11 protein-coding genes, 1 rRNA gene, 1 pseudogene and 1 riboswitch are annotated in these 12,668 nt (G+C 38.2%); of the genes and pseudogenes, 12 read left to right on the top strand and 1 reads right to left on the bottom strand.

The features are described 5' to 3' along the window. Positions 1 to 93, top strand: a 5S ribosomal RNA gene (rrf, locus tag DET63_RS29655); the annotation flags it as partial. Positions 94 to 157: 64 nt separating this feature from the next. On the opposite strand, the pseudogene DET63_RS30985 reads toward rrf, so the two are convergent. Further along, a pseudogene (locus tag DET63_RS30985) lies at positions 158 to 387 on the bottom strand (hypothetical protein). A gap of 243 nt (positions 388 to 630) precedes the next feature. Then, a riboswitch (purine riboswitch) is annotated at positions 631 to 732 on the top strand. A 110-nt stretch (positions 733 to 842) separates the two neighbouring features. Here DET63_RS30985 and purE point away from each other — a divergent pair. The 11 genes from purE to purH all read left to right on the top strand — a co-directional run bounded on the left by purE (position 843) and on the right by purH (position 12,403). Next, positions 843 to 1,328: a 5-(carboxyamino)imidazole ribonucleotide mutase gene (gene purE / locus DET63_RS29650; RefSeq protein ID WP_002010008.1), complete on the top strand. Its 486-nt coding sequence runs from the start codon at positions 843 to 845 to the stop codon at positions 1,326 to 1,328. Then, positions 1,325 to 2,476: a 5-(carboxyamino)imidazole ribonucleotide synthase gene (purK, locus tag DET63_RS29645; protein ID WP_002091363.1), complete on the top strand. Its 1,152-nt coding sequence runs from the start codon at positions 1,325 to 1,327 to the stop codon at positions 2,474 to 2,476. Before purE ends, purK begins: the two co-directional genes overlap by 4 nt. Next, positions 2,473 to 3,780 (top strand): adenylosuccinate lyase, encoded by a 1,308-nt coding sequence (gene purB / locus DET63_RS29640; RefSeq protein WP_113938630.1) that lies wholly within the window; start codon positions 2,473 to 2,475, stop codon positions 3,778 to 3,780. Before purK ends, purB begins: the two co-directional genes overlap by 4 nt. 88 nt (positions 3,781 to 3,868) lie before the next feature. Beyond that, complete coding sequence (gene purC / locus DET63_RS29635) at positions 3,869 to 4,588, top strand: phosphoribosylaminoimidazolesuccinocarboxamide synthase (protein WP_002029482.1); 720 nt, start codon at positions 3,869 to 3,871, stop codon at positions 4,586 to 4,588. Further along, positions 4,581 to 4,835, top strand: coding sequence for a phosphoribosylformylglycinamidine synthase subunit PurS (gene purS, locus DET63_RS29630; protein ID WP_000278823.1), 255 nt, complete (start codon positions 4,581 to 4,583; stop codon positions 4,833 to 4,835). The genes purC and purS overlap by 8 nt, the downstream gene beginning before the upstream one ends. Then, a complete protein-coding gene (gene purQ / locus DET63_RS29625; RefSeq protein ID WP_000666771.1) occupies positions 4,832 to 5,515 on the top strand; it encodes a phosphoribosylformylglycinamidine synthase subunit PurQ in 684 nt (227 codons plus the stop codon). The genes purS and purQ overlap by 4 nt, the downstream gene beginning before the upstream one ends. Further along, a complete protein-coding gene (gene purL / locus DET63_RS29620) occupies positions 5,499 to 7,718 on the top strand; it encodes a phosphoribosylformylglycinamidine synthase II (RefSeq protein ID WP_113938629.1) in 2,220 nt (739 codons plus the stop codon). The genes purQ and purL overlap by 17 nt, the downstream gene beginning before the upstream one ends. Continuing rightward, positions 7,703 to 9,118: an amidophosphoribosyltransferase gene (gene purF, locus DET63_RS29615; RefSeq protein ID WP_002091359.1), complete on the top strand. Its 1,416-nt coding sequence runs from the start codon at positions 7,703 to 7,705 to the stop codon at positions 9,116 to 9,118. Before purL ends, purF begins: the two co-directional genes overlap by 16 nt. Positions 9,119 to 9,218: 100 nt before the next feature. After that, positions 9,219 to 10,259, top strand: a complete 1,041-nt coding sequence (gene purM, locus DET63_RS29610; protein WP_113938628.1) for a phosphoribosylformylglycinamidine cyclo-ligase — start codon at positions 9,219 to 9,221, stop codon at positions 10,257 to 10,259. Continuing rightward, complete coding sequence (gene purN / locus DET63_RS29605) at positions 10,256 to 10,843, top strand: phosphoribosylglycinamide formyltransferase (RefSeq protein ID WP_002124872.1); 588 nt, start codon at positions 10,256 to 10,258, stop codon at positions 10,841 to 10,843. Before purM ends, purN begins: the two co-directional genes overlap by 4 nt. A gap of 24 nt (positions 10,844 to 10,867) precedes the next feature. Further along, a complete protein-coding gene (purH, locus tag DET63_RS29600) occupies positions 10,868 to 12,403 on the top strand; it encodes a bifunctional phosphoribosylaminoimidazolecarboxamide formyltransferase/IMP cyclohydrolase (RefSeq protein ID WP_113938627.1) in 1,536 nt (511 codons plus the stop codon). Positions 12,404 to 12,668: the final 265 nt, after the last annotated feature.

Raw genomic sequence — 12,668 nt, 5'->3', positions numbered from 1 at the left:
CACACCCGTTCCCATACCGAACACGGAAGTTAAGCTCTCTAGCGCCGATGGTAGTTGGGACCTTGTCCCTGTGAGAGTAGGACGTCGCCAAGCAAAAACCTAAGTCGTTTCGACTTAGGTTTTTTTGTGTTTATTTTTATTTACCGAAGGTTAAAATTCATAAATTTAATAATCCTAAAGACGAAAAAAGGATGAAATAGAGACTATTTAAAATAATGGCAATGATTTTTCGTGCTCCTAATTTTCCAAATTCCCCTAAAATAATCCCTAAGATAGGAAACATTATTTCTATCATAAGTGTACATTTTAAAAATGGGATGATATCAATAAGTATTCAATAATTACAGAAATTGCTGCGACAGAGAAAAACAAATATGATAATAGCATAGTTATTTTTTCACGGTTATCCTCCTTATAAATTATATTGATTTGTAGACACAACAGTATATATGAACAGTTATGTATAAAATAGATCTCTAGAAATATATATTCTAATTCCCTTTTCTTCTTGTATATAGTTGCAATTCTTCTTTTGAATATAACTAAAACACGAACGTTATCGATGACTAATAAAAAAACATTCGATTATTTATTGACATTGTTTATGAAATATTGTTAATATAGCCATAGAAACAATAATATATAAGACCTCATATAATCGCGGGGATATGGCCTGCAAGTCTCTACCTAACGCCCGTTATTCGTTAGACTATGAGGGAAAGTCACTCGGTATTTTTCTATTCACAAGGGATACGTATGCCTGAGTAGAGCGCTTTCTCTCATAGTAAAAGAGAAACTGTTCTATTTCAGGCTTTTTTTATTTGAATCGGGGGGATTCTAATATGAAATCACTAGTTGGAGTCATAATGGGAAGCACGTCAGACTGGGAAACAATGAAATATGCTTGTGACATTTTAGATGAATTAAATATACCGTATGAGAAAAAAGTTGTATCCGCTCATCGGACTCCGGATTATATGTTTGAATATGCAGAAACAGCTCGTGAACGTGGATTAAAAGTTATTATTGCTGGAGCCGGTGGAGCAGCACATTTACCAGGAATGGTTGCAGCGAAGACAAATCTTCCTGTAATCGGTGTCCCAGTTCAATCAAAAGCGTTAAACGGTCTAGATTCATTATTATCCATTGTCCAAATGCCAGGAGGGGTTCCAGTTGCAACTGTTGCAATTGGTAAGGCTGGTTCAACGAATGCTGGATTACTTGCTGCACAAATACTTGGATCATTTCATGATGATATACATGATGCATTAGAGTTGAGACGAGAAGCTATTGAGAAAACTGTGCGTGAAGGTAGTGAGCTAGTATGACGAGAATCATTTTACCTGGAAAAACAATCGGCATTATTGGAGGCGGCCAGCTTGGAAGAATGATGGCGTTGGCAGCTAAGGAAATGGGTTATAAAATTGCTGTTTTAGATCCTACAAAGCATTCACCATGTGCACAAGTTGCTGATGTTGAAGTCGTTGCACCATATGACGATCTAAAAGCAATTCAGCATTTAGCAGAGATAAGCGACGTTGTCACATATGAATTTGAGAATATTGATTATAGATGTTTACAATGGCTTGAAAAACATGCTTACTTACCACAAGGTAGTCAATTGTTAAATAAAACGCAAAATCGTTTTACAGAAAAGAATGCAATTGAGAAAGCTGGGTTACCAGTAGCAATGTATAGATTAGTTCAAAATCAAAATCAGCTTACTGAAGCGATTGCTGAATTATCATTTCCTTCCGTCTTAAAAACAACGACAGGTGGATATGATGGGAAAGGGCAAGTTGTTTTAAGAAGTGAAGCTGATGTTGAGAAGGCACGAGAGCTTGCGGATGAAGCAGAGTGCATTCTAGAAAAATGGGTGCCTTTTGAAAAAGAAGTATCAGTTATTGTAATTCGTAGTGTAAGTGGTGAAACGAAAGTATTTCCGGTAGCGGAAAATATTCATGTAAATAACATTTTACATGAATCTATCGTTCCAGCTCGCATTACAGAAGAACTTTCTCAAAAAGCAATTGCTTACGCAAAGGTACTTGCGGATGAACTAGAACTTGTGGGAACACTAGCGGTAGAGATGTTTGCTACAGCTGACGGTGAGATTTACATTAATGAATTAGCACCAAGACCTCACAATTCAGGACACTATACACAGGATGCATGTGAAACGAGTCAATTTGGTCAACATATTCGAGCAATCTGTAATTTACCTCTTGGAGAAACAAATTTGTTAAAACCAGTTGTCATGGTAAACATTTTAGGCGAACATATAGAAGGGGTCCTAGGACAAGTGAATAGACTAACCGGGTGCTATTTACACTTGTATGGAAAAGAAGAAGCAAAAGCACAGCGAAAAATGGGGCATGTTAATATTTTAAATGATAATATTGAAGTCGCTCTAGAAAAAGCGAAGAGTTTGCATATTTGGGACCATCAAGAACAACTGTTGGAGGGAAAAAGATGATTAATCGTTATACACGCCCTGAAATGGGTGCGATTTGGACGGAAGAGAACAAATTTAAAGCGTGGTTAGAAGTTGAGATTTTAGCGTGTGAAGCATGGGCTGAGCTTGGCGATATTCCAAAAGAAGATGTGAAAAAAATTCGTGAACATGCAACATTTGATATTGATCGTATTTATGAAATTGAAAAAGAAACACGTCATGACGTAGTTGCTTTCACTCGTGCTGTATCAGAAACACCAACATTAGGCGAGGAACGTAAATGGGTTCATTACGGTTTAACATCTACAGACGTAGTAGATACAGCGTTATCTTATATCTTAAAACAAGCAAATGAAATCTTGTTAAAAGACTTAGAAAACTTTGTTAGCATTTTAGCTAATAAAGCGAAAGAGCATAAATACACGATTATGATGGGAAGAACACACGGTGTACATGCAGAGCCAACAACATTTGGTTTAAAACTTGGTCTTTGGTATGAAGAAATGAAACGTAACGTAGAGCGTTTCAAACAAGCTGCGGATACAGTTCGCGTTGGTAAATTATCTGGTGCGGTTGGTACATATGCAAATATTGATCCATTCGTAGAAAAGTATGTTTGTGAAAACTTAGGATTAGAAGCAGCACCAATTTCAACACAAACATTGCAACGTGATCGTCATGCACATTACATGTCAACACTTGCACTAATCGCAACATCTGTTGAAAAGATGGCAGTTGAGATTCGTGGTTTACAAAAGAGTGAAACACGTGAAGTTGAAGAGGCTTTCGCAAAAGGTCAAAAAGGTTCTTCTGCAATGCCGCATAAACGTAATCCAATTGGATCTGAAAATATGACTGGTTTAGCTCGTGTTATCCGCGGTTATATGATGACAGCTTACGAGAATGTTCCGTTATGGCATGAGCGTGATATCTCTCACTCTTCTGCAGAACGCGTAATTTTACCAGATGCTACAATCGCGTTAAATTACATGTTAAATCGCTTTGGTAATATCGTTAAAAACTTAACTGTATTCCCAGAGAATATGAAACGCAATATGACAAGAACATACGGCTTAATTTACTCTCAGCGCGTAATGCTTACACTAATTGACAAAGGTCTGGTACGTGAAGAAGCTTATGATATCGTACAGCCTAAAGCAATGGAAGCTTGGGAAACACAAGTACAATTTAAAGAGCTTGTAGAAGCTGACGAGCGTATTACAAGTAAGTTAACGCAAGAAGAAATTAACGAATGTTTCAATTATGAACATCATATGCAACACGTTGATACAATCTTTGAACGCCTTGGATTAAACGAAGCGTAAAATTTCATATGGCACAGAATAGAGTCATTCTGTGCCATTCTTTATAAAAACATTATTCACATTTTTCAAACTACAGGGGGCTTGCGAAATGCAAAAGCTAGAATTGCTGTATGAAGGTAAGGCAAAAAGAATTTATCGTACAGAAGCAGCAGATATGGTTTGGGTAGAGTACAAAGATAGTGCGACTGCTTTCAATGGGGAGAAAAAAGCGACAATTACAGGAAAAGGTCGTTTGAACAATGAGATTACAACTTTATTGTTCAGAAAGTTACAAGAAGTTGGAATTAAAACACACTTTGTGGAGAAGTTATCTGATACAGAACAACTTGTCAAAAAGGTGAGTATTATTCCATTAGAAGTTGTCACAAGAAACGTAATTGCAGGTAGTCTTTCAAAAAGACTAGGAATGGAAGAAGGAACTGCTCTTACAACACCAATCGTAGAATTTTACTACAAAGATGATGATTTAGGAGATCCACTTGTAACGGAAGATCATATTCGTTTGTTAAATGTTGCAACACCAGAGCAAGTAAGCGTATTACGAGATGCAGCTCTACAAATCAATCAAGTGATGATTGAGCATTTCGCAAGCTGTCGTGTAAGATTAGTAGATTTTAAATTAGAGTTTGGCGTAACAGAAGAAGGGGAAATCATATTAGCAGATGAAATTTCACCAGATACTTGCCGTTTATGGGATGAAACGAGCAACGAAAAATTTGATAAAGATGTATTCCGTCGTGATCTTGGGAATTTAACAGAAGCATATGAAGAAATTTTAAAACGTTTAGGGGGAGCTTCACATGTATAAAGTTAAGGTATATGTAACGTTAAGAGAAAGTGTATTAGATCCACAAGGAACTGCGGTAAAGGGAGCACTTCATAGTCTTTCATTTACAGAAGTACAAGACGTTCGAATCGGAAAATATATGGAATTAACAATTGATAAATCAGTATCTGATCTGGATAGCAAGGTAAAAGAAATGTGTGAAAAATTATTAGCAAACGTTGTAATGGAAGACTTCCGTTATGAAGTTGAGGAGGTTGTCGCACAGTGAAATTTGCAGTCATAGTATTTCCAGGTTCGAACTGTGATGTCGATATGTTCCATGCAATTAAAGATGAGCTTGGTGAAGAAGTAGATTACGTTTGGCACGATAGAGAGAATTTAGATGAATATGATGCAATTTTACTACCAGGTGGATTCTCTTACGGTGACTATTTACGATGCGGGGCTATTTCTCGCTTTGCTAACGCAATGAAAGCAGTGCAAAAAGCTGCTGAGCAAGGAAAGCCGATTTTAGGAGTGTGTAATGGATTCCAGATTCTTGTTGAATCAGGATTACTACCAGGAGCATTAATGAGAAACGAAAACTTAAAGTTTATGTGCCGTACTGTTCAGTTACGTGTTGAAAATAATGAAACGATGTTTACATCACAATATGAAAAAGATGAAGTAATTAACATTCCAATTGCACATGGCGAAGGAAATTACTATTGTGATGAAGCGACTCTTAAACAATTAGAAGAGAATAATCAAATCGCATTCCGTTACGTAGAAAATCCGAATGGAAGCGTTTCAGATATTGCAGGTATTGTAAATGAAAAAGGAAATGTTCTTGGTATGATGCCACACCCAGAGCGTGCTGTAGATGAATTACTTGGCGGTGCTGAAGGGTTAAAAGTCTTTCAATCTATCTTAAAACAGTGGAGGGAAACATATGTCGTTAATGCTTGAGCCAAATCCAACACAAATTAAAGAAGAGCGTATATATGCGGAAATGGGGCTAACAGACGAAGAGTTTGCCATGGTTGAAAAGATTTTAGGCCGTTTGCCGAATTATACAGAAACGGGACTATTTTCTGTTATGTGGTCTGAACATTGTAGTTATAAAAATTCAAAGCCAGTTCTTCGTAAGTTTCCAACGACAGGTGAGCGTGTTTTACAAGGACCTGGAGAAGGCGCTGGAATTGTAGATATCGGTGATAATCAAGCGGTGGTATTTAAAATGGAAAGTCATAACCATCCTTCTGCAATTGAGCCATATCAAGGGGCAGCAACAGGTGTCGGTGGTATTATTCGCGATGTATTCTCTATGGGCGCACGTCCGGTAGCTCTATTAAACTCACTTCGTTTCGGTGAATTACAATCACCACGTGTGAAATATTTATTCGAAGAAGTAGTAGCAGGAATCGCAGGATACGGTAACTGCATCGGTATTCCTACTGTTGGCGGCGAAGTACAGTTTGATCCATGCTATGAAGGAAATCCACTTGTAAATGCAATGTGTGTAGGCCTAATTAATCATGAAGATATTAAAAAAGGGCAAGCACATGGTGCTGGTAATACAGTAATGTACGTAGGAGCATCAACTGGTCGTGATGGTATTCACGGTGCAACATTCGCATCTGAAGAGTTATCTGAAAGCTCAGAAGCGAAGCGTCCAGCAGTTCAAGTAGGGGATCCATTTATGGAGAAACTTCTTATTGAAGCATGTTTAGAACTTATTCAGTCTGATGCACTTGTTGGAATTCAAGATATGGGAGCTGCTGGTTTAACATCATCTTCTGCAGAAATGGCAAGTAAAGCAGGTATGGGTATTGAAATGTACTTAGATGATGTACCACAGCGTGAAACTGGAATGACTCCATATGAAATGATGTTATCTGAATCACAAGAACGTATGTTAATCGTTGTGAAAAAAGGTAGAGAGCAAGAAATAGTAGATTTATTTGAAAAATATGGTCTTGCAGCAGTTACGATGGGGAAAGTAACTGAAGATAAAATGCTTCGCTTATTCCATAAAGATGAAATGGTAGCTGAAGTACCAGCGGATGCTCTTGCAGAAGAAGCACCAATTTATCATAAACCGTCAAAAGAAGCAGCATACTTTGCTGAGTTCCAGCAGATGAAAATGGAAACACCAAAAGTAGAAGATTATAAAGCAACGTTATTATCTTTATTACAACAACCAACGATTGCAAGTAAAGAGTGGGTATATGATCAATATGATTATCAAGTGCGCACTAGCACAATCGTTACACCAGGTTCAGATGCAGCGGTTATACGTGTACGCGGCACAGAAAAAGGATTAGCAATGACGACAGATTGTAACTCTCGCTACATTTATTTAGATCCAGAAGTGGGCGGTAAAATTGCAGTAGCAGAGGCAGCACGTAATATCGTATGTTCTGGCGGGGAGCCACTTGCAATTACAGATTGCTTAAACTTCGGTAACCCAGAAAAACCAGAAATCTTCTGGCAAATTGAGAAATCAGTAGACGGTATGAGTGAAGCTTGCCGCAAGTTACAAACGCCAGTTATCGGCGGGAATGTATCAATGTATAACGAGCGTAGTGGTGAAGCTGTATATCCAACACCAACTGTTGGGATGGTTGGACTTGTACACGATTTAAAACACGTAACAACACAAGAATTTAAACAAGCTGGCGATTTAGTTTATGTAATTGGAGAGACGAAAGCTGAGTTTGGTGGAAGTGAATTACAGAAAATGATCTACGGAAAAATTTTCGGTCAATCACCAAGCATCGATCTAGATGTAGAATTAAAACGCCAAAAGCAAGTACTAGCAGCAATTCAAGCTGGCCTTGTTCAATCTGCACATGATGTTGCAGAAGGTGGTTTAGCAGTTGCAATTACTGAAAGTGCAATTGGTGCTAACGGTTTAGGTGCTACTGTGAAATTAGATGGGGAAGCAACAACAGTATTATTTGCAGAATCACAATCGCGCTTCGTTATAACTGTAAAACGTGAAAATAAAGAAGCATTTGAGAAAGCGGTTGAAGCAATTCAAGTTGGAGAAGTGACAAATACAAATGAAGTAACAATTCATAATGAAGAAAATGAAGTATTACTTACAGCAAATGTAGATGAAATGAGAAAGGCTTGGAAAGGGGCAATCCCATGCTTACTGAAATAAAGGGGTTAAATGAAGAATGTGGCGTTTTCGGAATTTGGGGGCATGAAAATGCAGCACAAGTTTCGTACTACGGATTGCACAGTTTGCAGCACCGTGGGCAAGAAGGCGCAGGCATTGTTGTAAATAATGGGGAAAAAATCATCGGTCACAAGGGGTTAGGTTTAATATCAGAAGTGTTTTCAAGAGGTGAGCTAGAGGGATTAAACGGGAAATCAGCAATTGGACACGTAAGATATGCAACAGCTGGTGGAAGTGAAGTTGCTAACGTTCAACCATTATTATTCCGTTTTTCCGATCATAGCATGGCGTTAGCTCATAACGGAAATTTAATTAACGCAAAAATGCTTCGTCGTGAATTAGAGGCAGAGGGAAGTATTTTTCAAACAAGTTCAGATACAGAAGTACTTTTACACCTTATTAAACGTAGTACAAAAGATTCTTTAATTGATAGTGTAAAAGAGGCTCTAAATAAAGTGAAAGGTGCGTTTGCATATCTTTTACTAACTGGAAATGAAATGATTGTTGCGCTAGATCCAAATGGATTCCGTCCTCTTTCAATCGGAAAGATGGGGGATGCTTACGTTGTAGCATCGGAAACATGTGCTTTCGATGTAGTTGGTGCAACATACATTCGTGATGTAGAACCTGGTGAATTGCTTATTATCAATGATGAAGGAATTCACGTAGATCGTTTTACAAATGAAGTAGACCATGCGATTTGCAGCATGGAATACATTTACTTTGCACGTCCAGATTCTAATATCGCTGGTATTAATGTTCATGCAGCTCGTAAAAACATGGGGAAACGTTTAGCGGCGGAAGCTCCTATTGAAGCTGATGTTGTTACTGGTGTACCAGACTCTAGTATTTCAGCAGCAATTGGTTATGCGGAGGCGACAGGAATTCCGTATGAGTTAGGGTTAATTAAAAATCGTTACGTTGGACGTACGTTTATTCAACCTTCTCAAGAACTGCGTGAGCAAGGGGTTAAGATGAAGCTTTCAGCAGTAAGAGGCGTAGTTGAAGGAAAACGAGTTGTTATGATTGACGATTCTATCGTAAGAGGAACGACAAGTAAACGAATTGTTCGTATGCTTCGCGAGGCTGGAGCGACAGAAGTCCATGTAAGAATTGCTTCACCACCTCTTAAGTATCCATGCTTCTATGGCATTGATATTCAAACGAGAAAAGAATTAATCGCAGCAAATAATTCAATAGAAGAAATTCGTCAAATCATCGGAGCAGATTCACTAACATTTTTAAGTGAAGATGGATTAGTAGATGCAATTGGACGCCCATATGAAGGGAAATACGGTGGTCTATGTATGGCTTACTTCAATGGAGACTATCCAACAGCTCTTTATGATTATGAGCAAGAGCTTTTAGAAAGTATGAAATAAGAAGAAAAAAGCTTCTACTTCTTTTGATGTAGAAGCTAGCTTCTTTCTTAAAACGGCCGCCCTGGATGGGGAGAAATTAAAAGACGAGGTGTAAAAAACGATGGCGAATGCATATAAGCAAGCAGGAGTAGATATTGAAGCTGGATATGAAGCGGTATCTCGCATGAAAAAACACGTACAAACAACAATGAGAAAAGAAGTGCTAGGCGGTTTAGGCGGTTTTGGAGGTATGTTTGATCTATCAAAATTTGCATTAGAAGAACCTGTATTAGTATCTGGAACAGATGGCGTGGGAACGAAATTGATGCTCGCTTTTATGGCAGATAAACATGACACAATTGGTATTGATGCAGTAGCAATGTGTGTAAATGATATTGTTGTCCAAGGAGCAGAGCCGCTTTTCTTCCTTGATTATATTGCTTGTGGTAAAGCCGAACCTAGTAAAATTGAAAACATCGTCAAAGGTATATCAGAGGGCTGTCGCCAAGCTGGTTGTGCATTAATTGGTGGAGAAACAGCTGAAATGCCAGGAATGTATTCTACGGAAGAATACGATTTAGCTGGTTTTACAGTTGGAATTGTTGATAAAAAGAAAATTGTAACAGGTGAAAAAATTGAAGCTGGTCACGTATTAATTGGCTTAGCATCTAGCGGTATTCATAGTAACGGTTATTCTCTAGTAAGAAAAGTACTACTAGAAGATGGAGAACTATCTTTAGATCGTATTTACGGACGCTTAGAACTACCTCTTGGTGAAGAATTATTAAAACCAACGAAAATTTATGTCAAACCTATTTTAGAACTATTGAAGAAACATGAAGTATACGGTATGGCACATATTACAGGTGGTGGATTCATTGAAAATATTCCACGTATGTTGCCAGAAGGAATCGGTGCGGAAATTGAATTAGGGTCTTGGGAAATTCAGCCGATCTTCAGTTTACTTCAAGAAGTTGGGAAACTAGAAGAGAAAGAAATGTTCAATATTTTTAACATGGGTGTTGGTATGGTAGTGGCGGTTAAGGAAGATGAGTCAAAAGATATTGTTCGTCTTCTTGAGGAACAAGGCGAGAAAGCTCGTATTATTGGACGCACTGTACAAGGATCTGGTGTTACCTTTATTGAGGGAACAGAAGTATGAGTAGATTAGCAGTTTTTGCTTCTGGGAGCGGTTCTAACTTTCAATCTCTCATTAATGCGGTAGAAGACAAAATATTGGATGCAGATATTAGTTTATTAGTATGTGATAAACCAGAGGCACGCGCTATTGGACGGGCACATTATCACCATATTCCGTGTTTTTCCTTTTCAGCGAAAGCATATGAGTCAAAAGAAGCATTTGAAAAAGAGATATTAAAAAAGCTAGAAGAGTATGAAATTGATTATGTTATTTTAGCTGGATATATGCGTTTAATTGGAACGACTTTACTAGAAGCGTACGGCGGGAAAATTATTAATATTCATCCATCACTACTACCGAGTTTTCCAGGGAAAGATGCTGTTGGTCAAGCGTTAGAAGCGGGTGTGAAAGTAACCGGAGTAACGATTCACTATGTAGATGCAGGTATGGATACAGGTCCAATTATTGCACAAGAAGCAGTAGTTGTTTCTGAAGGGGATACGAGAGAAAGCTTACAAAAGAAAATTCAACAAGTTGAACATAAATTATACGTAAATACAGTGAATCAAATTGTTCAGTCTGTGAAAAAACCAACTGTTAACTAACATACAACCAGGGGTGAAGGATAAATGAAAAAGCGTGCATTAGTAAGTGTTTCAGATAAAACAGGAGTAGTAGAATTTGTTAAAGGTTTACTTGAACAAGGGATTGAAGTTATTTCAACAGGTGGTACGAAAAAATTATTAGAAGAAAACGGCTTGCAAGTAATTGGTATTTCTGAAGTAACTGGTTTCCCGGAAATTATGGATGGTCGTGTAAAAACATTACATCCAAATATTCATGGTGGTCTATTAGCAGTTCGTGATAATGAAATGCATGTAGCGCAAATGAATGAATTAGGTATGGAGCCAATTGACTTTGTTGTTGTTAACTTATACCCATTTAAAGAAACAATCGCTAAGCCTGATGTAACATTTGCTGATGCAATTGAAAATATTGATATCGGTGGCCCAACAATGATTCGCTCTGCTGCGAAAAATCATAAATTTGTATCGGTAATTGTAGATCCAGTAGATTATGATGTTGTATTAGCAGAACTGAAAGAGAACGGTGAAGTAACAGAGGAAACGAAACGTAAATTAGCAGCGAAAGTATTCCGTCATACAGCGGCATATGATGCGTTAATTTCAAACTACTTAACAAAGCAAATGGGCGAAGAAAGCCCTGAAACAGTAACGGTGACATTTGAGAAAAAACAAGATTTACGCTATGGCGAAAATCCACATCAAAAAGCGACATTCTATAAAGCGCCATTCGCAGCAACTTCTTCTGTTGCATACGCAGAACAATTACACGGTAAAGAATTATCTTATAACAATATCAACGATGCGGATGCAGCACTTAGCATCGTGAAAGAATTTACAGAACCAGCAGTAGTAGCGGTAAAACATATGAATCCATGTGGTGTTGGAGTAGGAACTGATATTCACGAAGCATATACTCGTGCTTATGAAGCGGATCCAGTATCAATCTTCGGCGGTATTATTGCAGCAAATCGTGAAATTGATAAAGCTACAGCAGAAAAGTTACACGAAATTTTCTTAGAAATTGTTATCGCTCCTTCGTTCTCGCAAGAAGCTTTAGAAGTGTTGCAAAGTAAGAAGAACTTACGCTTACTAACTGTAAATATTGAAAAAGCGACAAGTGCAAGCAAAAAACTAACTTCTGTACAAGGTGGTCTTCTTGTTCAAGAAGAAGATACGTTATCATTAGATGAGGACGCAATTTCAATTCCAACGAAACGTGAACCATCAGAGCAAGAATGGAAAGATTTAAAACTAGCTTGGAAAGTTGTAAAACATGTGAAATCAAATGCAATTGTTTTAGCGAATGATAACATGACAGTTGGTGTAGGCGCGGGACAGATGAACCGTGTAGGTTCTGCAAAAATCGCAATTACACAAGCTGGCGAAAAAGCACAAGGTAGCGCACTTGCATCTGATGCTTTCTTCCCAATGCCAGATACAGTAGAAGAAGCAGCAAAAGCTGGAATTACAGCAATCATCCAACCAGGCGGATCGATTTGTGATGAAGATTCTATTAAAATGGCAGATGCGTATGGGATTACGATGGTGTTCACTGGCGTACGTCATTTCAAACACTAATAGAGGATGTTAAAAAAGTCCGGTCAAGATAACTGTCGCATGTCGTCGTTGCATAGCCAGTGCGGTACTCATGTAGGAAAGCTACACTCCGTGTCCTCCTGGCAAATGCGCCTTGACCTGCTCGGTTCTCTTGATCCTCCTTTTTAACTTTCTATTGATACGGTTGTTTAAAAAGTCCGGTCAAGATAACTGTCGCATGTCGTCGTTGCATAGCCAGTGCGGTACTCATGTAGGAAAGCTACACTCCGTGTCCTCCTGGCAAATG

Source organism: Bacillus sp. DB-2 (assembly GCF_003315125.1).
In the GTDB taxonomy this organism is placed as follows: domain Bacteria; phylum Bacillota; class Bacilli; order Bacillales; family Bacillaceae_G; genus Bacillus_A; species Bacillus_A mycoides.
Note: the sequence above shows the minus strand (reverse complement) of the source record. Positions and strands in the feature narration are given on the sequence as shown.

Coding starts and splice junctions, on each gene's coding strand:
- purE (WP_002010008.1), top strand. CDS start 843: ATGAAATCACTAGTTGGAGTCATAATGGGAAGCACGTCAGACTGGGAA.
- purK (WP_002091363.1), top strand. CDS start 1,325: ATGACGAGAATCATTTTACCTGGAAAAACAATCGGCATTATTGGAGGC.
- purB (WP_113938630.1), top strand. CDS start 2,473: ATGATTAATCGTTATACACGCCCTGAAATGGGTGCGATTTGGACGGAA.
- purC (WP_002029482.1), top strand. CDS start 3,869: ATGCAAAAGCTAGAATTGCTGTATGAAGGTAAGGCAAAAAGAATTTAT.
- purS (WP_000278823.1), top strand. CDS start 4,581: ATGTATAAAGTTAAGGTATATGTAACGTTAAGAGAAAGTGTATTAGAT.
- purL (WP_113938629.1), top strand. CDS start 5,499: ATGTCGTTAATGCTTGAGCCAAATCCAACACAAATTAAAGAAGAGCGT.
- purF (WP_002091359.1), top strand. CDS start 7,703: ATGCTTACTGAAATAAAGGGGTTAAATGAAGAATGTGGCGTTTTCGGA.
- purM (WP_113938628.1), top strand. CDS start 9,219: ATGGCGAATGCATATAAGCAAGCAGGAGTAGATATTGAAGCTGGATAT.
- purN (WP_002124872.1), top strand. CDS start 10,256: ATGAGTAGATTAGCAGTTTTTGCTTCTGGGAGCGGTTCTAACTTTCAA.
- purH (WP_113938627.1), top strand. CDS start 10,868: ATGAAAAAGCGTGCATTAGTAAGTGTTTCAGATAAAACAGGAGTAGTA.